Source organism: Neisseria zoodegmatis (assembly GCF_900187305.1).
GTDB classification, from domain to species: domain Bacteria; phylum Pseudomonadota; class Gammaproteobacteria; order Burkholderiales; family Neisseriaceae; genus Neisseria; species Neisseria zoodegmatis.
Genome location: NZ_LT906434.1, coordinates 1,446,300 through 1,471,398, shown reverse-complemented (window position 1 = coordinate 1,471,398; position 25,099 = coordinate 1,446,300). Strand labels below are relative to the sequence as shown.

The following is a 25,099-nucleotide window of genomic DNA, read 5'->3' as shown; positions in this document are numbered from 1 at the left end:
GTCTGAAAATTAGGCATAAAGTTTATGCATAACCGCCAATACGGCTTCGTTTTGTTCCGGCGCGCCTATGGTAATGCGCACGCATTGGTCTAGCAGCGGATGAACGCCATGCAGTTTTTTAATTAAAATTTTATTTTGCTTTAATGTTTCATAAAGCATTGCCGCATCGGGAACACGAACGGTAATAAAGTTGGCATCGCTGGGAAATGCTTTCAGACGGCCAAACTTTGAAAGCTCTGCAAACATGCTTTCCCGCTCTTGTTTTAATTGGGCCGTGATACGGTTGATTTGTTCCGCATGGTGTAAGGCAAATTTCGCCGTAGCCAAGCTCAGCTGGTTCATGTTGTAAGGCGGTACGATTTTGGCCAACTCGTCCATCACGGTGGCAGACCCCGAAGCATAGCCGATGCGCAAGCCGGCAAAGCCGATTTTGCTGATGGTACGCATCACCACAAGATTTTCTACGCTACCCGCCTGCGGCAGGAAGCTGTCGCCGCTGAACGCGCCGTAAGCCTCGTCCACCACGACAATACCTTTGGCCGCAGCGATAATCTGCTCCACTTCTTCACGTTTAAAGCACACGCCCGTAGGGTTATTGGGGTAAGCAATAAAGGTTAAAGCGGGGTTATGCTGCTCGATGGCATCCAACATAGCGGGAAGATTAAGCGTGAAATCTTCATTCAGAGGAACGCCTACATAATTCATGCCGTAAAGTGCTGCATTGTGCTTATACATCACAAAGCTTGGTTCGGGAGCCAATACCGACGCGCCCTTCTTTGCTACCAGCATGGTCAACAGCTGAATCAACTCGTCAGAGCCGTTACCTAAAGCGATTTTGGCTTCGCCGGGAATATGAAAAGCGTTACGCAAAGCTTCCTGCAAGCCGCTGGTGGCGGGATTGGGATAAAGATGGATTGGGGCATTTTTAATCAGTGATGCCCATTCATCAAGCAACGCATCGGAATCGACAAAAGGATGATAAGGACTCTCCATTGCATCCAGCTTGATAAACCCTTCAGGCAGATCAGCAACTTGATATGCCGTTAAAGATTGGATATCCGGCCGGATAAAATCAGACAAGGCTGTCATATTAAGTTTTCTCTTGTAACATTCATTATTTCAAACAGATAGAAGCATATTATCGGTATTTTTCGTTAATGTATTATAAGCTTCTATCAAAAAATTAATTTTGTATGACATTATATTATTTTATACAAAATAATTCACTATTTTTTTATTTAAAGCGCCTGTTTTTATCAATGGAAAACAATATATCCCCACGCTTAAAACAAACCATGATAAAAATTAATTGCTTAACATCAGAATAGTATAGTTTTTTTAAACAAAACCGGCTTATTTTGATTTAGACTGTTTACTACACATTTATATCTATCGTCAGGAAACTGCCATGACCTACTATGCCGGACTCAAACGCATTCACGACCTTACCGCCCGCCACCGCACCATCGAAGGCCTGCAACGTCTGCGCAAAGCCTTGGCCGAGCAGATTCCCACACGCACCGTCTCCGACACTCTGCTGCTTGCCACATGGAACATCCGCGAGTTCGATTCCGGCAAATACGGCTACCGCAGCGAAGAAGCTTATTACTACATTGCCGAAATCCTCAACCATTTCGACCTTATTGCCATCCAAGAAGTGCGCGACGGCCTCTACCCGCTGCAACACCTGCAACGGCTGCTCGGCGACAACTGGCAGTTTCTCGTTACCGACGTAACCCTAGGCACGTCCGGCAACTCCGAGCGCATGGCCTATCTCTATGACCGCCGCAAAGTCAGCTTCACCGGTTTGGCCGCCGAACTCGTACTGCCCAAAGACAAAAACGCTGAACAGGAACCCTTGCAGCTCGCCCGTTCACCCTATGTGGCAGGCTTCAAAGCAGGCTGGGCCTACCTTACCCTCGCCACCGTACACATCTACTACGGCAAAGGCGTGGCCGTCGATCCGCGCCGATTCGACGAAATCAAATCATTCAGCCGCACCATCGCCAAACACGCCGCCAAACTTTCCGGCGCACCGCAATACCAGCCCGGCGCAGAAGTGAAGCCCGACAACCTCATCATGCTCGGCGACTTCAACATCTTCAACCGCAGCGACGTCACCATGCAGGCGATTACCGAAGCCGGATTCGTCGTTCCTGAAGAACTCAAAATCATTCCCGGCTCCAACGTCGCCAAAGACCGCCACTACGACCAAATCGCCTACTACAAACAGCTTGCCAAACTCAAGCCCACCGGACGCGCAGGCGTATTCGACTTCTTCGAACACGTTTACCGCTTGGAAGACGAAGCCGCCTACGCCCGAGAGCGCGAAACCAAGCCCGGCCGCAGTTTCAAAGACTGGCGCACCTACCGCATGAGCGACCACCTGCCGATGTGGATTGAATTGGGGATTGACGACAGCGATACCTATCTCAACGCCTTAAAATAAGCCGGGCATGCAAGAAAGCAAATTAAGAAAGCAGAGGCCGTCTGAAACGCTTTCAGACGGCCTCGAATTGTTATCCCCCCTGTTTCCCGCTACAATCCGTATCCGATAAAATTATTCAGGAATCGCCGTGCTGCCGCTCGAATACTGCCGTCACAAAGCCGCCGAAAGCAAATCCAGCTTTCTAGCGGGTTTTCGTTTTCTGCCGCAACCGAAACGCGATGCCATGACCGTGCTGTATGCCTTCTGCCGCGAGCTGGACGACGTGGTGGACGACTGTTCCGACCAACACGTTGCCCAAACCACGCTCAACTGGTGGCGGATCGAGCTGGCCAAAGTGTTCGGCAGCGAAACGCCGGAGCACCCCGTTTGCCGTGCCTTGAAAACCGTTGCCGCCGATTTCGGCCTGCCGCAGGAAGAGTTTGAAGACATCATCAACGGCATGCAGATGGATTTGGAGCAGGCGCGCTACGGGCGTTTTGAAGACCTGAAACTTTACTGCTACCGCGTGGCGGGCGTGGTCGGGCGGCTGATTGCCCGCATTCTCGGTTTCAGACGGCCTGAAACGCTGCAATACGCCGAAACGCTCGGCTTGGCTCTGCAACTTACCAACATCATCCGCGACGTGGGCGAAGACGCATGCAACGGGCGCATTTATCTGCCCACCGAAGAATTGCAGCGTTTCAACGTGCCCGCGCAAGTGCTGATGCAGCGCACGCCCACGCCCGAATTCGCCGCGCTGATGGATTTCCAAGTCAACCGCGCCCGCGATACCTACCGCGAAGCCGTGGCGCTGCTGCCGTCTGAAGACAAAAAATCGCAAAAAGCCGGTTTGGTGATGGGCAGCATTTACTATGCCTTATTGAACGAAATCGCCGCCGACGGTGCCGAAAACGTATTGAAATACAAAATCGCCATTCCTTCACCGCGCAAAAAACGCATCGCTCTGAAAACATGGCTGTTCGGATTTAACCCATGAAACCGCAAAACCCACGCCCCAAAATCGCCGTTGTCGGCGCAGGCTGGGCAGGCTTGTCCGCCGCCGTACAGCTTGCACCGCGTGCCAACCTGACGCTGTTTGAAGCAGGCCGCAGCGCCGGCGGCCGTGCGCGCACGCTGAATGCCGACAACAGCGGCTTCAGCTTTCTCGACAACGGCCAGCACATCCTGCTCGGTGCTTATCACGGCGTGCTTGCGCTGATGAAGCAGATCGGTGCGGACGAACACCAAGCCTTTCTGCGCCTGCCGCTGCAATGGCATATTTCAGACGGCCTCCAATTTCAGACGGCCTCTTTGCCTTCGCCGCTGCATATCATTGTGGGATTGCTTAAAGCCAAGAACATCGGTTTCGGCGAAAAAATCAAGCTGCTCAACGATATGCACGCGCTCCAACAGCGGCACCGTTCGACGCTTCCGCTGCCCGACATCACTGTGGCCGAATGGCTGCGCAGCCGCAATGTCCAACGTAAAGCCGTCGCGCAATTTTGGCAGCCGCTGGTATGGGGCGCATTGAACACGCCGCTCGAATCCGCGAGTCTGCAAACGCTGTGCAATGTTTTGCAAGATGGTGTGTGGGCAGATAAATCTGGCAGTGATTATCTTTTGCCCAAGCAAGATTTAGGCCGCATCATTGCCGAACCTTCCTTGCAATTCTTAGCCAAACACAAAGCGGACATCCGTATGGAAACGCGCGTAACGCAGCTTTCCAACCTGCCCGACGGTCGCGTGTGCATGAACGGCGAAGCGTTTGATGCCGCCATTCTTGCCGTCGCCCCGTATCATGCCGCCGCGCTGATGCCGTCTGAAACCCCCGCCGATATTCAGACGGCCTTTGAAGACATTACCTACCATGCCATCACCACCGTGTATCTGCGCTACGCCGAAACCGTACACCTGCCCGCGCCGCTCACCGGCTTGGCCGAAGGCACCGCACAATGGTTTGTCCACCGTGCCGCACTGGGCTTGTCCGCCAATGAAACTGCTGCCGTGATCAGCGTGTCCGACCACATAGGCCGTCTGAAAAACGAAGAATGGATTGCGCGCGTAGATGCCGATTTGAAAACGCTTTGCCCTTATTTGGGCGAACCGCTTGCCGCGCAAGTGATTATCGAAAAACGCGCCACCGCCGCAGCAACGGCCGGCCGCACCCCACCCGATTTGGCATGGCTGCACCACCGCCGCATCTATCCCGCCGGCGACTACCTGCATCCGCGCTACCCCGCCACGCTCGAAGCCGCCGTGCAGTCCGGCGCAACCGCCGCGGAACTGTGTTTGACCGAATACAACCCGTACAGGCCAAAACTTTAGCGTTACCGCCAAGCACTACTGCTTTTCAGACGGCCTGCCGTTTATACCGATTGAAACCTTAAAGGAAAAACCCATGAGCCAGCTTCAAAACAAAACCATCCTGATTACCGGCGCATCTCAAGGCATCGGCGAACAAGTCGCCAAAACCTACGCCGCCGCAGGTGCCACCGTGGTGCTGGTCGCCCGCCATCAGAAAAAACTCGAAAAAGTGTATGACGAAATCGCGGCATCGGGCAGCCCCGAACCCTTTGCCATCTGCTTCGACCTTTTAACCGCCGAAGAAGCCGAATTCGACCGCTTCGCCGCCACCATCGCTGAAGCCACCGGCAACAAGCTCGACGGTATCGTGCATTGCGCCAGCTACTTCTATGCCCTCTCCCCGCTCGATTTCCAAACCGTGGCCGAATGGGTCAACCAATACCGCATCAACACCGTCGCCCCGATGGGCTTAACCCGTGCCTTCCTTCCCTTATTGAAAGAATCGCCCGACGCTTCGGTGATTTTCGTCGGCGAAAGCCACGGCGAAGACCCACGCGCCTACTGGGGCGGCTTCGGCGCATCCAAAGCCGCGCTCAACTATTTGTGCAAAGTAGCCGCCGACGAGTGGGAACGCTTCCCCAACCTGCGCGCCAACGTGCTCGTGCCCGGTGCCGTCAACTCGCCCCAACGCATGAAAACCCACCCCGGCGAAGCCCGCGCCGAACGCAAAAACTACGAAGACATCATGCCCGAATTTGTTTGGTGGAGCAGTGAAGCCAGCAAAGGGCGTAGCGGCGAGATTGTGTATCTGTAAATCGGCGTCTGCTTATCCGGTTTAGCCGGGCAACCGATATGAGGCCGTCTGAAACTTATCAACTTTTTTCAGACGGCCTGAGACCTTTGCAAAACCCTCAGATGTGGATGCAGTTCAAGACGTAGCAGCACAGCGAGTGCAGACATATCATATAGATAGGCAAACGAGCGAGCAGCGCACAACGCAGAAATGCGCCGCAGATGGGGGTTTTGCAAAGATCTCGGCCTCATCCAAAGCAAAGCGGGCATTATAGATGCCCGCTTTTTTGCTACCGTTTGCCCGTTCAAATCCTACCGGCAAAATCTTCCGGCCTCAGCGGTTCGCGGCCCAACAGAGAAGCAAACGCCCCGTTATCCGCGCATGAACCCTGCTCCAGCAATGCAATACTGCTCGGGCTAAGCACACCATTACTAACCACATTCGCCAACGGCAACAACGGTTTAATCCACGACAACGGCAGCGCAATCATTTTTTGCGGCGGCTTTTTGTGCAAGCTTTGACGCAAAGCATTGAAATAATCCGCCAAAGTCAGCGCGCGGCCGCCGGTCATATTGACCACCGTGCCGTGTTCGGCCGGATTTTCCGCCAGATTGGCCAAACCCTCGGCCACGTCCGCCACATGCACGGGCTGCAAATCGAAACGCCCACCCGCAGGCATCGCCAATAAAGGCAGTTTCGCCAACGTAATAAACAGCTCGCAACTCACCCCGCCGCGCCCGTACACCACCGACGGCCGCGCTATCGACACCTGCACGCCCGAAGCATACACCGCGCGGTCGCCCCGCCCTTTACTGCCGACAAAAGCAATGCCGCTCTGCGCATCCGCACCCAAGGCAGAGAGCTGCACCCAGCGCGACACGCCTTCCTGCTCCGCCCACTGCGCCAGCTGCTCCGGCGCGCGGTGATGCACTTGCTCCAAAATATCCGCATGACGGCTCATCACACCCACAGCGTTAACCACCACATCTTTCCCGCGCAGCAAAGACCTCACCGCAGCTTCATCAAGACGAAGATAATCACACTCCTTGCGCCCCGCCGCCACCACCTCATGACCGCGTTCACGCAAAATCGCCGCCGCGCGCCTGCCGATAAAGCCGTTGCCGCCCAAAATTAAAACGTTCACGTTTTTCTCCTTTTGCCTATTTGATTCCATTTTTTCGCCATCATAACCCGAGGCCGTCTGAAAATTTTCAGACGGCCTCGGGTTATGGCTCTTATTGCATCGCATCCATTAACGCTTTTCCTGCTTGCGGATCAAATAAACGCCTAAAACCCCGAAAAGAAGCGTCGGCAAAACCGCCGCGACAAAAGGCGGCACGCTGTAGAGTTCGCCGGTAAAACCGAACAAGCGGCCGGCAAAGTGGAAGGCCAAACCCAAGCAGATGCCGCCGAACAACCTCAAACCCATGTTGCCGTGGCGGGTGTTTTGCGGCGTAAAGGCCAATGCCACCAGCGCCATCACCATAGCGGCAACCGGATACATCAGTTTGCGCCACCATGCGATTTCATAAGTTTTGGTTTGCTGGCTGTTGTTTTTCAGATGGCCTATATAGGTGCCCAGCGCAGATACCGACATTTGCTCGGGTTTGACCAGCAGTACGTCGAGCAAACTGCTGTTCAAATTAACCTGCCACGGCTGTACGGCTAGGGTTTCGGTGCGCACTTGCCCGTTTTCCAGCAAGCTGCGGCGCACGTTTTTCAGCTGCCAGCTGTGGTTCTCGACCACGGCGGAATCCGCTTCAACGGCTTCGGCAAGCTGAAAGTCGTTGTTGTGCCGCCAGATTTTAACGCCCAGCAAAGTATGGTCGGGCAGCATTTCGCGCACATTGATAACATTATTCTGCTCTTTCAGCCATAAGCCTTGGCTGCCGGTGCTGATTTTGCCGCTAACGGCGGTGGCTTTCATGTTTTCGGCGTGTCTGCTGAGCGAAGGGGCAACCCATTCGCCCAAAAGTGCGGTCAATACGGCAAAAATCAGGCCGAACTGCAGCAGCACGGCAATCAGCTTTTTGGTACTCATGCCGCTGGTTTTCATTACGGTAAGCTCGCTGCCGGAAGCCAACTGGCTGAGTGCCACCAAACCGCCGATCAATACGGCCAACGGCATTAAATCATAGGCATGGGCAGGCATCTGCATAAACACATATTGCATCATTTTGGCGCCGTTGTAGCTGCCTTTGCCGATGTCGCCCACTTCGTTGATGATGTCGAAAAAACTGTATAACGCGAGAAATGCCAACAGCGCGTAAAACGAAGTTACACTGAGGCGGCTGATGAGGTAACGGGTAAGCAGTTTCATTTCGCACCGCCTTTCAGGCTGAGTTTGACCGCCTGCCAAAACGGTTGGGCGGGCATACTGCGCACACGCAGCAGGATAAAGGCGATAAACGCAATCAGTATGTGCATCGGCAACATGCCGAGCCAGAAATTGAGTTTGCCGTCTTCAACGGCGTTGCGCAGAAAGGTAAGCCCGTTTTGGTAAATCAGATAAAGGCCGATGGCAAAGAGAATATTATAAGTATGGCCGGTGCGCGGGTTGAAATAGGAAAGCGGCACAGCCAATATGCTCAACAGCAATACGCTGATGGGCAACGACAAACGCCACATCAGTTCGGCCTGATACTGCGGATTGCTGCTGCCGAATAATTTTTCGGTGGGAATGGTACGGCGGTGGGAAATCGGATCGATGATTTTCGGCGTGGTGCTGATAATCAGGCTTAAGTGTTGGAATGAAACTTGGTTGTAGTCGGCCTTGCCGGGTGTGCCGCTGTAACGGTAGCCGTTGCTCAGTTCCAGCGTGCGTTTGTTGTCTTTTAAAGAAAACGTGCCTTCTTTGGCAAACACGATGTTGTCGTTGCCTTTATCGTCTTGCTCGCGCAAGAACAGGTTTTTCATGGTGCCCGAATCCACATCGAAAGTTTCGACAAAATACACCCGCCCGTTGCGCTTGCCGAGTGTGCGGAACTCACCCGCCTCTACCAACGATAACTCTTGTTTCTGCTTGAGGATTTCGGCAAATTCGCGGCTTCTCAGTTCCGCCCACGGCATCACGAAAAGCTGCATCACGGCAATCAACACGGCAAAGGGCACCGCAAACTGCAAAACGGGGCGTATCCATTGTTTCAATGCCAGACCGCATGAAAGCCAAACCGACATTTCGCTGTCGCGCCAATATCTCGTCAGCACGGTCAAAATGCTGATGTAGGCGGTTAATACCAGCAGCAGCGGGGTCATGCCGATTACCCAAAAACCCACCAGTGCGGCCACGGCATCAATCGCCACGCGACCGTCGGCAGCACGCCCCAGCAGATTGATAGCCTGCGTCGATACCAGCACCGCCAGCAGCACCACGAAGATGCCGACGGCCGTGAAGGAAAGTTCTTTAATAAAATTGCGTTGGTAAATCATAAAATTTTGCAGCTTTCGGTGCAGAAGCGGGTGTTCGTGCCGTCTGAAAAGTTTCAGACGGCCGGACATATAGAGTACAATCAGGCCGAAATGTTCAGACGGCCTGCTGTTGCTTTGCTTGAGGCCGTCTGAAAAATATATTGCGAACCACCGTTCAGTTCAGGAGAATAAACATGGAATTTAGCACAAAAGCCGAAAAATTGCAGCCAAGCCAAGAAGGTGCGCTGCTCTACATCTGCGAAGATGCCTGCCCGTGCAGCAAAAACAGCGACAATGAAACCGCCGCCCTGCTCTGCGGCACCTTGGAAGAAAACCAATCGTTTGCAGAAACCCAAATTGTCGAAAACGGCAGCCTCAAAGCCATCGCCGTTGTGCGCTTGAACAATCTGAGCCGCGAAACCGTTGCCAAAGCCGCCGCCGAAGCCGCTTCATGGGCGCAAAAACAAGAGCATATCCACATCTGCACCGCACCGTTCAGCAAAAAGAACGCCGCTTTGGTTGCCGAAGTGTTCGCCACTACATTCGGCAATGCCGCCTACCGTTTCGACCGCTACAAAAAAGAAGCCAAACCCGCCAAGCTGGCCGGCGTAACTTTCTACTGCCCCGGCCAAGAAGCCGGCATCAAAACCGCGTTGGAAACCGCCGAAGCGCAAATATACGGCATGACCTTGTGCAAAGACCTCGGCAACGCCGCTCCCAACGAATGCACGCCGAAATTCTTGGCGCAAACCGCTAAAAAAGAAGCCGAAAAGATCGGCGCATCGGTGAAAATACTCGAAAAAGACTACATCAAGAAAAACATGGGTTCTTTTTGGTCGGTGGCCAAAGGCAGCAAACAGAAACCCTATTTGATCGAACTTTCCTATTCCGGCGCCAAAAACAAAGACGACGCCCCCATCGTGTTGGTAGGTAAAGGCATCACCTTCGACACCGGCGGTATTTCGCTCAAACCCGGCCTCAACATGGACGAAATGAAATACGACATGTGCGGTGCCGCCAGCGTAATCGGCACATTCTGCGCCGCCGTCAAACTGAAACTGCCCATCAACCTGATTGCCATCGTACCCACCTGCGAAAACATGCCTTCCGGCGAAGCCAACAAACCCGGCGACATCGTAACCAGCATGAAAGGCTTAACCATCGAAGTATTGAATACCGATGCCGAAGGCCGTCTGATTTTGTGCGACGCGCTCACCTACGCCGAGCAATTCAAACCCAAAGCCGTCATCGACGTCGCCACACTCACCGGCGCCTGCATCATCGCACTGGGCAACGACGTTAGCGGCGTCATGGGCAACGATCAGAAACTCATCGACCAACTGCTCGCCGCCTCACGCGAAACCGACGACAAAGCATGGCAGCTGCCGCTGTTTGATACTTATAAAGAACAGCTCAAGTCCAACTTTGCCGACCTTCCCAACATCGGCACGCCCGGCGCAGGCACCATCACCGCCGCCACGTTCTTATCGCACTTCACCGAAGACTACCCGTGGGCGCATCTCGATATTGCCGGCACGGCTTGGAAATCGGGCAAAGAGAAAGGCGCTACCGGCCGCCCCGTGCCGCTGCTGCTGAACTATCTGCGCAACGTAAAATAACCCAAGCAGCCGAAGCACAAGCCGAGGCCGTCTGAACAATCAAACTGCACCCGCACCGGCATTTACCGCCGATGTCAGGTGCAGTTTTTTTAATACCGGCCGCCCTTTAAGCCCCCACCTAAATTTGATAAACTGCGCCTACTATAACAACCGCCCAAGAAAACATACGTCATGAAAAAAACCGCGCTCTCCGTTTTAGCTGTCCTGACCTTACTCTCATGCAGCACCACTCACGACCCCGCCAAAGAAAAACCCGTCCCCCCCGTCGGCAAACGCCCGACCTTCAACCAAACCGCCGACTCGGTGGCCATCAGCGGATTCAACGGCAATGCCAACGTGCAGCGTTTTATCGCGCATGAAGTGGCGGGCGGTAAATTTACCGAAGGCGAATTGCAGAGCTTTTTCGACGGCGTGGTGTATAAAGGCAATATCATCAACATCATGAACCGCCCCGGCACATCCCGCCCGTGGTATGAATTCCGCACCGGCAATTCCGGCGCATCAAAAATCAATAACGGCAAGCGTTTCTACGAACAGCACAAAACCACCATCGATGCCGTGGCACGCAGCTACGGCGTACCGGCCGAGCTGATCGTGGCCATCATCGGCATCGAAACCAACTACGGCAACAATATGGGTAGCTTCCGCTTGGCGGATTCTTTGAGTACTCTGGCGTTCGACTATCCGCGCCGCGCCGAATTTTTCCAGCAAGAATTAAATGAATTTTTGCTGATGGCGAAAGAAGAGAAGCGCGACGTATTCAGTTTTAAAGGCAGCTACGCCGGCGCGATGGGCATGCCGCAGTTTATACCTTCGAGCTTCCGCAAATATGCGGTCGATTACGACGGCGACGGCTTGCGCGATATTTGGAACAACGTCAGCGACGTGGCGGCTTCGGTGGCGAACTACATGAAAGCGCACGGCTGGCAGACCAACGGCAAAATGGTGGTGCCGGTTACGCTCACCATCACGCAAGAGCTGCAAAACATCATCGACGAAAAAACCGCGCTCACCCGCACCGTCGGCGAACTCAAACGCTTGGGCGTGATGCCGCAGGAAGTGGTGGACGACAATGAAAAAGCCGTACTCTACCGCCTCGAAACCGCACCGGGCGTGTATGAATACTATATCGGCCTGAATAACTTCTACGCCGTATGGCAATACAACCACAGCCGCATGTATGTAACCGCCGTGCGCGATATCGCCAACGGCGTGGGCGGCAACTACCGTTTGTAACGGTTCGATATTGCCGCCGTGCATAAAAAACCGCTGCCCGTGCGATAACGGCGGCGGTTTTCATGTGTTTGGCGGCAGGTAAAATGTTAGAATACCGAATCTTCAAGGCATGAAACCGACGGCCGATTATAAAAACAGCGCGTGCATCCTTACCTGCCGCGCGGCCGCATACCAGCCTTCCTTTACCGAATTCAAACAAAAGATAATCTATGGCTTATCAAGTTCTCGCCCGTAAGTGGCGGCCTAAAACCTTTGCCGATTTGGTCGGGCAGGAGCATGTTGTCAAAGCATTGCGCAACGCGCTCGACGAAGGCCGCCTACATCACGCCTATCTGCTTACCGGCACGCGCGGGGTGGGCAAAACCACCATCGCCCGCATTCTGGCGAAAAGTCTCAACTGCGAAAACGCCAACCACGGCGAGCCTTGCGGCGTGTGCCAAAGCTGCACCCAAATCGACGCGGGGCGTTACGTCGACTTGCTCGAAATCGACGCGGCTTCCAACACCGGCATCGACAACATCCGCGAAGTGCTCGAAAACGCCCAATACGCGCCCACCGCCGGCAAATACAAAGTCTATATCATCGACGAAGTGCACATGCTTTCCAAAAGCGCGTTCAATGCCATGCTGAAAACGCTGGAAGAGCCGCCCGAGCATGTAAAATTCATTCTCGCCACCACCGACCCGCACAAAGTGCCGATTACCGTATTGAGCCGCTGCCTGCAATTCGTGCTGCGCAACATGACCACGCAGCAAGTGGCCGACCACTTGGCGCATGTGCTGACGGTGGAGCAGATTCCGTTCGAGCCGCCCGCGCTGCAACTGCTCGGCCGCGCCGCCATGGGTTCGATGCGCGATGCCTTGAGCCTGCTCGACCAAGCGATTGCGATGGGTTCCGGCAGCGTTACCGAGCATGATGTCCGCCAGATGATCGGCGCGGTTGACAAACGCTATCTTTACGAACTGCTGCAAGGCATCGTGAACCAAGACGGCGAAGAACTGCTGCGCAAAGCACAGGAAATGGCCGCCCGTGCCATCGGTTTCGACAACGCCTTGAGCGAACTGGCTATGCTGCTGCAACGGCTGGCGCTTGCCAAAACCGTTCCCGCCGCCATTGCCGACGACCCCGAACATGAAACCCTGCTGCGCTTATCGCAATATTTGAGCGGTGAACAAATCCAGCTTTACTACCAATGCGCCATCCACGGCAAACAAGACTTGAGCCTCGCGCCCGACGAATACGCCGGTTTCGTGATGACGCTGTTGCGTATGCTCGCGTTCGCCCCGATTGCTGCCAAAGCGCACGACCCCGACGGCGTGATAGAAGGCACGCAACTGCACAATCCCGAAGCGGCGGAACCTGCCGCAAAAAAGCCGCTGATTCTGCCTGAGCCGCCGGCCGAACCGAAACCTGTTCAGACGGCCTCCGAAACCGTGGCAAGGCCGTCTGAACAGGCCGTGGCACAGGCAGAAGACACCCCGCCGTGGGAAGATGCGCCGCAAACACCTGAAACGGCAGAGAACGGCTTTCAGACGGCCTCCGAACCCATAAGGCCGTCTGAAAAAGTTGAGACGCAAACAGCGGTTCAGGCGGCAGAAGCATCTTTGCAGAATCACACGCAGGAAACGCCCGCCGTGGCAGCAGAGCATTTTCAGACGGCCTCGACACCGATAGCAAGGCCGTCTGAAACCGCAGGTGAGCAAGTTGCCGTGCAAGAACAAGCCGTACCCGAAACGCTTCAAACCGGCCAACCCGAAGCCGCTACCATGCCGTCTGAAAGCATGGAAAGCCTTCAGACCGCAGCGGCAACCCCGACGGCAAGCACGGCAGACATTCAGACGGCCTCTCCGTTGAGCGAAGTTCAAAGTCCGCAAAGCATGCCGTCTGAAACCGCCGAAACCGCTTTTCAGACGGCCTCGGATTATCCGCCCGAATATGCCGAAGCCCCGTTTGATGCGGACGCACCGCCGTATTTCCCCGAAGAATACGATTACCCCGAATATCAAACATACGAGCCGCCGATGCCGTCTGAAAACGCAGCTGATAGCGAAGACGAAGAGCAGGCCGAGGCCGAAGAGCAGGCAGGTTTCGCCCCGCTGCCCGAGTTCGCCCCCGAAAACTGGGCGGCCATTGTCAAACGCCTCGCCCCCAAACTCGGCGCGGCGCAAATGCTGGCTCAACACGCCGTTTGGACAAGCTATCAACCCGAAACCGGCCTGATGATGCTCGCCCTCACCGACGAAGCCCGCGCCACCACCACCAAAGAGCGTTTGGATAAAATCCAAAACACCCTCGCCGACGCATACGGCCTGACCTTAAAGCTGCAAACCGAAGCGTGGCGCAACGACGCAGGCTGGGAAACCCCGACCATGCGCCGCAAACGCCTGCAACTCGAAGGCCGCCAAAAAGCACAGCAACTGCTTGAAGCCGACCCCGCCGCACGGCAGATTCTCGAGCTTTTCGAAGCCGAATGGCTGCCCGATACGCTGGAGCTGGCCGAGTCTCAGGAATAAAGCATTGAGGCCGTCTGAAAACAGTTTCGTTAACCATATATCGGCAAGACCATACCCGTCATACTCGGGCTTGACCCGAGCATCTTGAATGCCGATAAGATAGGGAGATACTCGGGTCAAGCCCGAGTATGACAAACCATGAATAAACCCTTCTGAAAAGCCGCGCCGTATTGCCGTCTTCCCATTCAAAAGGTATCATCAAACCCTTTTTAACCAGGAGTAAAACCATGTTCGGAAAAGCCGGATTAGGCGGCCTGATGAAGCAGGCTCAACAAATGCAGGAAAATATGAAAAAAGCGCAAGCCAAGCTGGCTGAAACCGAAGTGAACGGCGAAGCAGGCAACGGCTTGGTTAAAGTTACCATGACCTGCAACCATGTTGTCCGCAAAATCGACATCAGCGAAGATTTGATCAAAGAGGCGGCGGACGACAAAGAAATGCTCGAAGATTTAGTATTAGCCGCCATCAACGACGCGTGCAACAAAGCGGAAGAAACCACCAACAAAACCATGGGCGCGTTCACCCAAGGCCTGCCTGCCGGAATGGGCGACTTTTTCCGCTAATTCAAACGCCCTGATACGAAGCAGCTGTCTGAACATTCAGACAGCTGTTTTAACAAACACCATTAAAAAACACAATCTGCCGGAACAGCCAAACTCAATCGACATTCCACCCATCCGGCCCACACCAAAATCCACCCCTGCGGTACACAACAAACCATTCCCAAACAAGCTGCCGACTACAAACTTACGACTTTGCAAAACGGCGTAAACACAACGCATTCAGACGGCCTGTATTGTCACGCAGCCATCCGCTTGCCGTGTTATATGCACTTGGTTAACAATACGACGTTTGTCATACCCGAATTTGACAGCCTTTATTGAATAAACAGTTTCACCATAAACCTATGAAACCTTTTCCCTTAATTCTCTCCCTCACGATTACCGCCGCCCTCGTCTGGTTTTGCGCCGGCATCGGGTTCGGCGAATGGCAGCCCCCGCATCAGATGGACGAAACCATACAGGCCATCCGCCTGCCGCGCGTCATCAGCTCCTTGCTGGTCGGCGCCGCTTTAGCCGCAGCAGGTGCGGCATTGCAGGCTTTGTTTGAAAACCCCTTGGCCGACCCGAGCCTAATCGGCACGTCGGGCGGCGCGGCATTGGGCGTGATTATCGTGCTGGCGTTCGGCATAGGCGCCATCGGCGTACCCTTTGCCGCGTTTATCAGCGCATTGGCGGTTTGCCTGCTGATACTCGGCATCCACCGCTTTATCGGCGGCGGCACGCTGGGGCTGCTGGTGTTGGGCTTTGTGTTGAGCGCGTTTTCCGCCGCAATCGTCAGCCTGATTCTGTTTTTATCCGACGACATGGTGCTGCGCAGCGCAACCATTTGGCTGTCGGGCAGCTTGGCCGAAGCAGGATTTACTTCACCGTTGTATGCTGCTATTGCAATGCTGGCCGGCTTACTGATTCTCGTGTTGGTCGGCAAAAAGCTCGACATCCTCATGCTCGGCGAAGACACTGCCGTCAGCATGGGCATTTCGGTGCAGGCGGTGCGCATACAAACCGTCGTCGGCGCCGCTTTGCTCACCGGAGCCGCCGTATCGCTTTCAGGCATCATCGGTTTTCTCGGCATGATGGTGCCAAACGTTGTAGCGCGGGCAGTAGGCGGCAGGCGCAGCAAACTCATCCTGCTCTCGGCGTGGCTGGGTGCAGTATTCCTGCTGGTGGTCGATAGCGCCGCACGTTGGTTCACCTATCCCGTGGACGTACCGGTAGGCATCGTCATCGCCCTGCTCGGCGGGCCGTTTTTCATGTGGCTGTTTTTAAAACCGTTGCGTAAATAAAACGGGCGCGCTTCCTTTCCAAGATGCCCGCCCCGCAAACATTTATCCTTAAATTCAAAATGATGAACTACTCTTTCACCATCAACCGCCTGAAAGTAGAAACCAAAAACAGGGTTTTGCTGGAAATCGACGAACTCAAGCTTCCCCACGGCTGCCACACCGCCATCATCGGCCCCAACGGCGCAGGCAAATCCACCTTGCTCAAAGCCCTGATACGCCGAACAGGGCAAGGCTCGGTGAAGCTGTTTGAGCAAGTCGTACCGCCGCAACTCAAACAAGGCAAAGTCGCTTGGGTAGCGCAGCACGGCCAATACCAAATGCCGCTGACCGTGCGCGAATACATCGAACTCGGGCGCGGAAGCGACAGCGCCTGGCCTTTTCAGACGGCCTCCAAGCCGTCTGAACAAGCCGAAGCCCTGCTGGCTCATTTCGATTTGCAAGAACTCGCCGAAAAACGCATCCAAACCCTTTCCGGCGGCGAACAGCAACGCGCCAACATCATCCGAGCCCTACTCCAAAACGCCCCGATACTGCTGCTCGACGAACCGTGCAACCATCTCGACATCCGCCACCAACACAGCTTAATGAACTATCTGGGCGGCAACCGCCAACATTTCAGCGCGATTATGGTGTTGCACAATTTAAATCTGGCCGCCCGTTACGCCCAACATGTGATATTGATGAATCAGGGCAAAGTGGTTGCCGCCGGAGCGCCCGAACAAGTGATGCAGCCCGAATTGCTGGCAGAAGTCTATCAGTGGCCGATCGAGCGGGTATGTGATGAAAAAGGTGTTTATTTCAGGGTTTAAAAACATGAAGTCGAAGCAGACAAAGGCCGTCTGAAAAAACAGCGTAAATCACTTGAGAAAACAATATGCCCGCTACACTCAGGCTTAATGCAACCATAGCCTGAAAAATAAGTTGATTTGCGCTGTTTTTTCAGACGGCCTCTGATAATATGCTTAGCGAACTGTTATGATGCGTTTTTTTCAGCTATCAAAGGGAAAAGGTAAAATATGAGCAACCAGCAACCAGCAACCAGCAACCAGCAACCAGCAACCAGCAACCAGCAACCAGCAACCAGCAACCAGCAACCAAATTATAAATGAAAATTACAATAAAATCAATATATTAAAACTAAAATCTCTCTTTCCCGAAGCCTTTTGCGAAGACCAAATCGACTGGGAAAAACTCAAACTTATTCTCGGCGAAGAAAATCTCGCCCATCACAACGAACGCTACCAGCTAAACTGGGCAGGCAAAAGCGAAGCCTACCGCACGCTGCAAGCGCCCACATCCAACACACTGATTCCCTGCCAAGCCGAATCGGTGGATTTCGACGGCACGAACCATCTCTTTATCGAAGCCGAAAACCTCGAAGCCCTGAAAATCCTGCAAAAAGCCTATGCCGGCAGCGTGAAGATGATCTATATCGACCCGCCCTACAACACCGGCAGCGATTCCTTTATCTATCCCGACAAATTCAGCGAAACCCGCGAAGAATACGCCCGCCGCGTCGGCGACAAAGACGACGAAGGCTACCTGAAACGCGACGGCGTATTCAAAGGCGCATGGCGCAAAAACAGCAAAGAGAGCGGCCATTACCACAGCAACTGGCTCTCCATGATGCTGCCGCGCCTGCATCTGGCCAAAACCCTGCTACGCGACGACGGTGTGATTTTTATCTCGATTGACGATAATGAACAGGCGCAATTGAAACTGCTGTGTGATGAGGTGTTTGGGGCGGAGAATTTTTTGGGGAATGTAATTTGGCAGAAAAAATATGCTGCAACAAATGATGCAAAAGGGTTTTCAACTCTTCATGACTATATTTTGGTTTACCAAAAAAGTCTCCGTTTTGAAAGGAATTTGTTACCCAGAACAGAAACACAAAACAAGCCTTATAAAAATGATGACAATGACGGAAGGGGCTTGTGGAGGAGTGATAATTTGCTGGTTAAATCATTTTCAGAGTCCGCTGTCTATCCCATAAGAAATCCCAATACTGGTATTGAATATTTTCCTCCACAAGGAAGTTCTTGGCGGGCAAGTAAAGCAACTATGCAAATATGGCTACAGGAAAATCGTATTTTCTTTGGCAAAGACGGTCAGGGCGCACCCCAATTAAAGCGATATTTAAACGAAGTACAACAAGGCCGAGTTCCTACAACATGGTGGCCATTTGAAGAAGTTGGGCACAATGATGCAGCAAACAAAGAATTACAAAATCTTTTTAATTCAAAAGCACCATTCGACACACCGAAGCCGACGACGTTATTAAAACAAATGTTCCAAATCGGCTCAAACCCTAACGACCTAATCCTAGACTTCTTCTCCGGCTCCGGCACCACCGCCCATGCCGTAATGCAGCTTAACGCCGAAGACGGCGGCAACCGCCGCTATATCTGCGTGCAACTGCCCGAAGAAACCGACGAAAAATCCGAAGCGCGCAAAGCCGGTTTCGACACCATCGCCGACATCGCCAAAGAACGCATCCGCCGTGCGGGCAGGCAAATCCGCGAACAACATCCCGAAAAAACCGTTGATACCGGCTTTAAGGTATTCAAACTGGCCGAAAGCCATTTCAAACCGTGGAGGCCGTCTGAAAACGGTTCAGACGGCCTCGAGGCGCAACTGGCCATGTTTATCGATCCTGTTGCCGAACATGCCGAACCACTGAATATGGCTTACGAACTGATGCTGCGCTTGGGTTTGAAACTCACCTGCCCGTTGCATATTTCGGACGGCGTGTATTGGGTGGAAGACGAAGACACGGGCAAACGCACCGCCCTGCTGCTTACCTGTGCCGACGAGCATTTGATAGATGCTGTGATTGCCGAAAATCCCGCCAAAGTCGTGGCACTCGACCGTTTGTTTGACGGCAATGACTCGCTAAAAAGCAATACTGTTTTGCAGATGCGCGACGCGGGCATTATTTTTGAATGTGTGTAGGTCGGATTCTCGAATCCGACAATACCTGCCTATCAGATCGTCGGATACAAGTATCCGACCTACCGGCTCCGTACAGCGCAACAGATGATTTGAAAAGAAAACGATATGGAACTGAAATTTGAACAACTGGATTACCAGCTTGATGCGGTCAATGCGGTTTTGCGCCTGTTTGAAGGTGAGCCGAACCGCAAACAGGATTTTGAATTGCAAAGCGGTTCGGCCGGCCGCTTTGTGGCAAATGAGTTGGCTTTGGATTGGGAAAGTATAGGACGCAACCTGAATACGATACAGGCAGAAAAAGGCCTGTCTGAAACCGACATCGGCGAACACGGCTTAAACTTTTCGGTGGAAATGGAAACCGGCACAGGCAAAACCTATGTTTACCTGCGCACGATTTTCGAGCTTAACCGGCAATACGGCTGGACAAAATTCGTGATTGTGGTGCCGAGCGTGGCCATCCGCGAGGGGGTATTGCAAACCCTGCGCAGCACGCGCACGCACTTTGCCGACCTGTTCGACAAGCCCGTGATGAATTATGCAGAATACAGCAGCAGCCGTTTGTCGGCGTTGCGCTCTTTTGCCGTTAACGACAATATTGAAATTTTGGTCATCAATATCCAGTCGTTTGAAAAAGACTTGAATGTGATCAATCAGGTCAACGAAAGCGGCGATGCGCCCATTACGCAAATCAACCAAACGCGTCCGATTGTGATTATCGACGAACCGCAGAATATGGAAACGGAAGGCCGTCTGAAAGCGATTGAATCGCTCAACCCGCTGTTTACATTGCGTTATTCGGCCACCCACAAAGCAAGCCGCCACAAGATTTACAGCCTGAACCCGGTGCAGGCTTATAACCTGAAGCTGGTTAAGCAGATCGAAGTGTTTTCGGTGCAGGCAGAAAACGATGTGAACGGCGCGCCGGTGGAGCTGCTGGAAGTATTATCGGCTTCCAAAGGCCGTCTGAAAGCAAAAGTGAATATTTTGGTTGAAGACGGGCGGCAAACAAAAAAGAAAACCGTGAGCGTGAAAAACGGCGATGATTTGTTTGACAAATCAGGAGGCAATGAAGCCTACCGCCACGGCTTTATCATTGAGGGTATGGATAGCGAAACACAGGAAATCGCGCTTTCAGACGGCCGAACAATCGAGCGTGGTAGCGGCGATGCTGTGCGCGACGAAATCATGAAAATGCAGATTCACCATACCGTCGCCGAACACCTAAAAAAAGAAAAACGCCTGAAAGCCTACGGCATCAAAGTGCTGTCGCTGTTTTTTATCGACAAGGTGGAAAACTACCGCACGGCGGCGGGCGAAGCTGGCAAATTTGCTTTGTGGTTTGAAGAAATTTATACCAAACTTTCAGGCAGAGAGAACCCGGAAGGCGTACACAACGGCTATTTTTCGCAAGACAAACAAGGCCGTCTGAAAAACACCAACGGCACAACGCAGGCCGACAACGACACTTACCATCTGATTATGCGCGACAAAGAAACGCTGCTTTCGTTCGACAGCCCTTTGCGCTTTATCTTTTCGCATTCCGCCCTGAAAGAAGGCTGGGACAATCCGAACGTGTTTCAAATCTGCACGCTTAACGAAAGCAACTCGCCGATCAAAAAACGGCAGGAAATCGGACGCGGCCTGCGTTTGGCGGTTAACCAAAGCGGCGTGCGGGTGCGCGATGAAAAAGTGAACGTACTCACGGTCATTCCCAATGAAAGCTACGAGCATTTCGCCGCCACACTGCAACAGGAATACCAAGACGAGTGCGGCATCACGTTTGCATCGGACAATATCAAAAACGCCGCCCGTAAAAAAACCGTGCGCTACCACAAAAATTTTACGCTCAACCCCGCGTTTCAGGCCGTTTGGCAGAAACTCAGCCACAAACCGCGCTACCGCGTGGATTTCGACACGGCCGTACTGATTGAATCCGCCGCCGAAACCGTGCGCCATATGCCCGAAATCCAAAAACCGAAAATACAAATGCACAAAGCCCGAATCAAGCAGTCGCAAACTGACGGCGTTTGGGCAGAAGAAACCGCCAGCCGCAGCTTGACTGTGGAAGCCGAATGGGCTGTTCCCGACGTATTAGGTGCCATTCAGAAAAAAACGGGGCTGACACGGCGCACCGTGTATGAAATCCTCGTCCAATCCGACCGCCTGCCCGACCTACCCGGCAATCCGCAACGTTTTATCGACCTTGCCGCCGACAAAATCAACGCTGCTCTGCAAAACCTGATGGTAAAAGGCATACGCTACGACATCAGCGAAGACGAACGCTATTGCCAAAGCCTGATGGAAAAATGGCGAGATATGGAAACCAACGGCACGGAGTTTTACGAAAACGACTACACGTTTAAAGTAAGCAGACCGGAGAAAACCATTAATGAAAACTATATCCCGCTGGATTCAGCTATTGAAAAAAATTTCGCCCGCGATTGTGAAAACTACAACGACGATACGTTTGGAAAAATACCTTTCTATTTCAAACTACCCAAATGGTTCAAGATTCCCACACCTTTGGGCAACTACAATCCCGACTGGGCGGTAGTTGCCGAAACCGGGAAACAAGCGTTTTTCGTTGCAGAAACCAAAGGCACAGCTAAAGGTATACAAGCGGGCGTGGATAAAGACCAACTCCGTTACTCTGAGCGTTTGAAAATCGAATGCGCCGAAAAATATTTCGCCGAACTGCCCGAATTGCAATATCGGGATGTTCAAGAACTTAGTGAACTCGATCCTGATTAAACTCCATCTGTGTAAATAACAAAGGCCGTCTGAAAATTTTCAGACGGCCTTTGTTTAAACGCTTAAACAAATACTATATTTTTCAGAAGGCCTTATTTCTTCAATTCCGCCAGAATCTCGTCCACAGTCGCTTTCGCATCGCCGAAGCACATCACGCTGTTTTCATTGAAGAACAGCGGGTTTTGTACTCCGGCATAGCCCGTGTTCATCGAACGTTTGAACACCACCACTTCTTTGGCTTTCCATACTTCCAATACCGGCATGCCGGCAATCGGGCTGTTCGGATCGGTTTGGGCGGCGGGGTTCACGGTGTCGTTCGCGCCTATCACCAGCACCACATCGGTTTCGGGGAAATCATCGTTGATTTCATCCATTTCCAACACGATGTCGTAAGGCACTTTGGCTTCGGCCAGCAATACGTTCATGTGTCCGGGCAAACGGCCTGCTACGGGGTGGATACCGAAGCGCACTTCCATGCCTTGTTTGCGCAGTAAATCGGTGATTTCGGCAACGGGGTATTGCGCTTGAGCAACGGCCATGCCGTATCCGGGCGTGATGATCACTGAGTTTGCGCCTTTCAGCATTTCCGCCACTTCGGCGGGTTTCACTTCACGGTATTCGCCGATTTCTTCTTCGCCTGCTGCTGCGGAAGAACCGTCGGTGCCGAAACCGCCGGCAATCACAGAAATGAACGAGCGGTTCATGGCTTTACACATGATGTAAGACAAAATCGCACCGCTTGAGCCGACCAACGCACCGGTAACAATCAGCAAGTCGTTGGAAAGCATAAAGCCCGCTGCGGCAGCCGCCCAGCCCGAATACGAGTTCAGCATGGAAACCACTACCGGCATATCTGCACCGCCGATGGAAGCCACCAAATGCCAGCCGAACGCGAGTGCAATAGCGGTCATCAGAATCAGGGCGAACCAGCTGCCGTCGTCAGCCGATACAAACACCAGCAGCAAGATAAACGACACCAACAAAGCAACCAGATTCAGCTTATGCTTGTGCGGCAGTTGCAAAGGTGCGCTGCTAAGTTTGCCGTTCAGTTTGCCGAACGCCACAATCGAGCCGGTAAAGGTTACGGCACCGATGAAAATGCCGAGGAACACTTCCACCAAATGAATGGTGTGCATATCGGAAGATACATTGTCCGCTTCGATAAAGCTGTTGAAGCCCACCAACACGGCAGCCAAACCCACAAAGCTGTGCAGCAAGGCAATCAGCTCGGGCATTTCGGTCATTTCCACTTTTTGGGCTTTGTAAATACCGATGGCCGCACCGATAGCCATAGCAATGATGATCCAGCCCAAACCTGCGGTTTGTTCGCTGAACACGGTGGCAATCAAGGCAATAATCATGCCGGCGATGCCGTAATAGCAGCCGTTTTTGGCGGTTTCCTGTTTCGACAGGCCAGCCAATGAAAAAATAAATAAGATTGCGGCGACGATATATGCCGCAGTAACTAATCCTTGTGACATTCTCGCCTCCTTAACCTTTACGGAACATATTCAACATGCGGCGGGTAACGTAGAAGCCGCCGAAAATATTAATACTGGCAATCAGCACGGCAATAAAGGCGAGGAATGACACCACGCCGTTGCCCTGCCCAATTTGCAGCAATGCGCCCACTACGATGATGCCTGAAATGGCATTGGTTACCGACATCAGCGGCGTGTGCAGCGAATGGCTCACGTTCCACACCACATAATAGCCGATCACGCAAGCCAGTACGAACACGATAAAGTGGTTTAAGAATTCGGCCGGAGCAACGGCACCCATCCATAATACCAGCACCGCACCGATCACCGCCGGAGCCAGTTTTTTCCATGTCGGAACGGGTTTCGGCTCGGGTTTCGCCACAGGTGCGGCTTGCGCTTGCTGTTGCGGCGCGGCGGACACTTGAATCGCGGGCGGCGGGAAAGTGATTTCGCCGTCGCGGGTAACGGTCATGTTACGGATAATCACATCTTCAAAATCAAGCGTGATTTCACCGTCTTTATTCGGGCTTAACAGCTTGCTCAGGTTCACGAGGTTGGTGGCGTAAAGCTGTGAAGACTGGCCGGCCAAACGGTTGGCCATATCGGTATAGCCGATGATTTTCACGCCGTTATCAGTAACGAACAGCTCGCCCGGTTTGGTCAATTCACAGTTGCCGCCGGTGGCCGCCGCCAAATCGACAATCACCGAACCCGGCTTCATGCTTTCCACCATTTCTTTGGTAATCAGCTTGGGCGCAGGTTTGCCCGGAATGGCCGCAGTCGTGATGATGATGTCCACTTGTCGGGCTTGCTCGGCAAACAGTTTCATTTCCGCCGCGATAAACTCTTCGCTCATCACTTTGGCGTAACCGTCGCCGCTGCCGCCCGACTCTTGCGGGAAATCGAGCTTGAGGAATTGGCCGCCCATTGATTCGATTTGTTCGGCCACTTCCAAACGGGTGTCGAACGCTTTAACCACCGCGCCCAACGAGTTTGCCGTACCAATCGCCGCCAAACCGGCCACGCCTGCACCAATCACCAGCACTTGCGCCGGCGGCACTTTACCCGCAGCGGTAATCTGGCCGGTAAAGAAACGGCCGAACGCATTTGCAGCCTCGATTACGGCACGGTAGCCGCTGATGTTCGCCATAGACGACAGCGCATCCAATGCCTGTGCGCGTGAAATACGCGGCACCATATCCATCGCCAGCACGTTCACTTTTTGATCAGTGAGCTTTTGTACCAACTCGGGATTTTGTGCGGGCCATAAGAAGCTCACCAGCGTTTGACCCGCATTCAGACGGCCTACTTCGCTTTCAGAAGGTGCGTTGACTTTATAAATCAGCGGGCTAGACCATACTTCCGCTGCATCCGCCACAAGCGCACCGGCAGCTTCATATGCCGCATCATCCAAACTCGCCGCCAAACCGGCGCCGCGTTCCACCACAACTTCAAAACCCAGTTTTTGCAGCTGGGTTACGGTTGCAGGGGTACACGCAACACGGGTTTCACCGGGCAGAGATTCCTTCGGAATACCAATCCTCATCTCATTTTCCTCATAAACACGTTAGTCACATTAAAAATACGATTAAATATAAATTAGCAGCCACTTTATAACGAATTTCAAGCGCAAACACAATATCAAAATGTTAACAATTTACGTTGCTTCAAACACACAGGCCGTCTGAAAAAAACGCTATTCCGATACATATCAAACCGTTGCTGCCAGCGGGATAAAACAGGCTTATGTTAAAATAGACATTCTTGC

General features: G+C 53.1%; 19 protein-coding genes. 12 read left to right on the top strand and 7 right to left on the bottom strand.

Annotated features, from left to right (window positions below):
* Positions 1–9 precede the first annotated feature (9 nt).
* Positions 10–1,089, bottom strand: coding sequence for a histidinol-phosphate transaminase (gene hisC / locus CKV66_RS06905; RefSeq protein WP_095197856.1), 1,080 nt, complete (start codon positions 1,087–1,089; stop codon positions 10–12).
* A 319-nt stretch (positions 1,090–1,408) separates the two neighbouring features.
* On the opposite strand from hisC, the gene CKV66_RS06900 reads away from it, so the two are divergent.
* The 4 genes from CKV66_RS06900 to CKV66_RS06885 all read left to right on the top strand — a co-directional run bounded on the left by CKV66_RS06900 (position 1,409) and on the right by CKV66_RS06885 (position 5,546).
* On the top strand, positions 1,409–2,449 hold the full coding sequence (locus tag CKV66_RS06900) for an endonuclease/exonuclease/phosphatase family protein (RefSeq protein ID WP_085362651.1): 1,041 nt from the start codon (positions 1,409–1,411) through the stop codon (positions 2,447–2,449).
* 127 nt (positions 2,450–2,576) lie between these two features.
* On the top strand, positions 2,577–3,425 hold the full coding sequence (gene hpnD / locus CKV66_RS06895; RefSeq protein ID WP_085362652.1) for a presqualene diphosphate synthase HpnD: 849 nt from the start codon (positions 2,577–2,579) through the stop codon (positions 3,423–3,425).
* Positions 3,422–4,753, top strand: a complete 1,332-nt coding sequence (gene hpnE, locus CKV66_RS06890; RefSeq protein WP_085362653.1) for a hydroxysqualene dehydroxylase HpnE — start codon at positions 3,422–3,424, stop codon at positions 4,751–4,753. The genes hpnD and hpnE overlap by 4 nt, the downstream gene beginning before the upstream one ends.
* 73 nt (positions 4,754–4,826) lie before the next feature.
* Complete coding sequence (locus CKV66_RS06885) at positions 4,827–5,546, top strand: SDR family oxidoreductase (protein WP_085362654.1); 720 nt, start codon at positions 4,827–4,829, stop codon at positions 5,544–5,546.
* 68 nt (positions 5,547–5,614) lie between these two features.
* Here CKV66_RS06885 and CKV66_RS12575 read toward each other — a convergent pair whose 3' ends face one another.
* From CKV66_RS12575 to lptF, 4 genes are all read right to left on the bottom strand, one after another.
* A complete protein-coding gene (locus CKV66_RS12575; RefSeq protein WP_082402929.1) occupies positions 5,615–5,761 on the bottom strand; it encodes a lipoprotein signal peptidase in 147 nt (48 codons plus the stop codon).
* Positions 5,762–5,829: 68 nt separating this feature from the next.
* Complete coding sequence (locus tag CKV66_RS06875; protein ID WP_085362655.1) at positions 5,830–6,669, bottom strand: sugar nucleotide-binding protein; 840 nt, start codon at positions 6,667–6,669, stop codon at positions 5,830–5,832.
* Between the two features lie 108 nt (positions 6,670–6,777).
* Positions 6,778–7,845, bottom strand: coding sequence for an LPS export ABC transporter permease LptG (gene lptG / locus CKV66_RS06870; RefSeq protein ID WP_085362656.1), 1,068 nt, complete (start codon positions 7,843–7,845; stop codon positions 6,778–6,780).
* Positions 7,842–8,954: an LPS export ABC transporter permease LptF gene (gene lptF / locus CKV66_RS06865; protein ID WP_085362692.1), complete on the bottom strand. Its 1,113-nt coding sequence runs from the start codon at positions 8,952–8,954 to the stop codon at positions 7,842–7,844. The genes lptG and lptF overlap by 4 nt, the downstream gene beginning before the upstream one ends.
* Positions 8,955–9,127: 173 nt before the next feature.
* On the opposite strand from lptF, the gene CKV66_RS06860 reads away from it, so the two are divergent.
* From CKV66_RS06860 to CKV66_RS06825, 8 genes are all read left to right on the top strand, one after another.
* Entirely contained in the window at positions 9,128–10,552 is a 1,425-nt protein-coding gene (locus CKV66_RS06860; protein WP_085362657.1) for a leucyl aminopeptidase, read from the top strand.
* Positions 10,553–10,723: 171 nt separating this feature from the next.
* The gene (gene mltB, locus CKV66_RS06855) at positions 10,724–11,788 is read left to right on the top strand and encodes a lytic murein transglycosylase B (RefSeq protein WP_085362658.1); all 1,065 of its coding nucleotides are present in this window, start codon (positions 10,724–10,726) and stop codon (positions 11,786–11,788) included.
* A gap of 209 nt (positions 11,789–11,997) precedes the next feature.
* Positions 11,998–14,301, top strand: coding sequence for a DNA polymerase III subunit gamma/tau (dnaX, locus tag CKV66_RS06850; protein ID WP_085362659.1), 2,304 nt, complete (start codon positions 11,998–12,000; stop codon positions 14,299–14,301).
* A 227-nt stretch (positions 14,302–14,528) separates the two neighbouring features.
* On the top strand, positions 14,529–14,864 hold the full coding sequence (locus tag CKV66_RS06845) for a YbaB/EbfC family nucleoid-associated protein (RefSeq protein WP_085362660.1): 336 nt from the start codon (positions 14,529–14,531) through the stop codon (positions 14,862–14,864).
* Between the two features lie 344 nt (positions 14,865–15,208).
* Positions 15,209–16,147: a FecCD family ABC transporter permease gene (locus CKV66_RS06840; protein ID WP_085362661.1), complete on the top strand. Its 939-nt coding sequence runs from the start codon at positions 15,209–15,211 to the stop codon at positions 16,145–16,147.
* A 62-nt stretch (positions 16,148–16,209) separates the two neighbouring features.
* Positions 16,210–16,956: an ABC transporter ATP-binding protein gene (locus tag CKV66_RS06835; protein ID WP_085362693.1), complete on the top strand. Its 747-nt coding sequence runs from the start codon at positions 16,210–16,212 to the stop codon at positions 16,954–16,956.
* Positions 16,957–17,476: 520 nt separating this feature from the next.
* Entirely contained in the window at positions 17,477–19,099 is a 1,623-nt protein-coding gene (locus tag CKV66_RS06830) for a site-specific DNA-methyltransferase (RefSeq protein WP_231990463.1), read from the top strand.
* 105 nt (positions 19,100–19,204) lie between these two features.
* Positions 19,205–21,850 carry a restriction endonuclease gene (locus tag CKV66_RS06825; protein WP_085362663.1) on the top strand — a complete coding sequence of 882 codons (2,646 nt, stop codon included), beginning with the start codon at positions 19,205–19,207 and terminating at the stop codon, positions 21,848–21,850.
* A gap of 92 nt (positions 21,851–21,942) precedes the next feature.
* Here the strand turns inward: CKV66_RS06825 and pntB are convergent, their stop codons facing one another.
* Entirely contained in the window at positions 21,943–23,331 is a 1,389-nt protein-coding gene (gene pntB / locus CKV66_RS06820) for a Re/Si-specific NAD(P)(+) transhydrogenase subunit beta (RefSeq protein WP_085362664.1), read from the bottom strand.
* A 10-nt stretch (positions 23,332–23,341) separates the two neighbouring features.
* On the bottom strand, positions 23,342–24,877 hold the full coding sequence (locus CKV66_RS06815) for a Re/Si-specific NAD(P)(+) transhydrogenase subunit alpha (RefSeq protein WP_085362665.1): 1,536 nt from the start codon (positions 24,875–24,877) through the stop codon (positions 23,342–23,344).
* Positions 24,878–25,099 lie beyond the last annotated feature (222 nt).

What these genes read in the sequence shown, in the direction of transcription:
- hisC (WP_095197856.1), bottom strand. Translation starts at nt 1,089, where the DNA reads ATGACAGCCTTGTCTGATTTTATCCGGCCGGATATCCAATCTTTAACG.
- CKV66_RS06900 (WP_085362651.1), top strand. Translation starts at nt 1,409, where the DNA reads ATGACCTACTATGCCGGACTCAAACGCATTCACGACCTTACCGCCCGC.
- hpnE (WP_085362653.1), top strand. Translation starts at nt 3,422, where the DNA reads ATGAAACCGCAAAACCCACGCCCCAAAATCGCCGTTGTCGGCGCAGGC.
- CKV66_RS06885 (WP_085362654.1), top strand. Translation starts at nt 4,827, where the DNA reads ATGAGCCAGCTTCAAAACAAAACCATCCTGATTACCGGCGCATCTCAA.
- lptG (WP_085362656.1), bottom strand. Translation starts at nt 7,845, where the DNA reads ATGAAACTGCTTACCCGTTACCTCATCAGCCGCCTCAGTGTAACTTCG.
- lptF (WP_085362692.1), bottom strand. Translation starts at nt 8,954, where the DNA reads ATGATTTACCAACGCAATTTTATTAAAGAACTTTCCTTCACGGCCGTC.
- CKV66_RS06860 (WP_085362657.1), top strand. Translation starts at nt 9,128, where the DNA reads ATGGAATTTAGCACAAAAGCCGAAAAATTGCAGCCAAGCCAAGAAGGT.
- mltB (WP_085362658.1), top strand. Translation starts at nt 10,724, where the DNA reads ATGAAAAAAACCGCGCTCTCCGTTTTAGCTGTCCTGACCTTACTCTCA.
- dnaX (WP_085362659.1), top strand. Translation starts at nt 11,998, where the DNA reads ATGGCTTATCAAGTTCTCGCCCGTAAGTGGCGGCCTAAAACCTTTGCC.
- CKV66_RS06845 (WP_085362660.1), top strand. Translation starts at nt 14,529, where the DNA reads ATGTTCGGAAAAGCCGGATTAGGCGGCCTGATGAAGCAGGCTCAACAA.
- CKV66_RS06840 (WP_085362661.1), top strand. Translation starts at nt 15,209, where the DNA reads ATGAAACCTTTTCCCTTAATTCTCTCCCTCACGATTACCGCCGCCCTC.
- CKV66_RS06835 (WP_085362693.1), top strand. Translation starts at nt 16,210, where the DNA reads ATGAACTACTCTTTCACCATCAACCGCCTGAAAGTAGAAACCAAAAAC.
- CKV66_RS06825 (WP_085362663.1), top strand. Translation starts at nt 19,205, where the DNA reads ATGGAACTGAAATTTGAACAACTGGATTACCAGCTTGATGCGGTCAAT.
- pntB (WP_085362664.1), bottom strand. Translation starts at nt 23,331, where the DNA reads ATGTCACAAGGATTAGTTACTGCGGCATATATCGTCGCCGCAATCTTA.
- CKV66_RS06815 (WP_085362665.1), bottom strand. Translation starts at nt 24,877, where the DNA reads ATGAGGATTGGTATTCCGAAGGAATCTCTGCCCGGTGAAACCCGTGTT.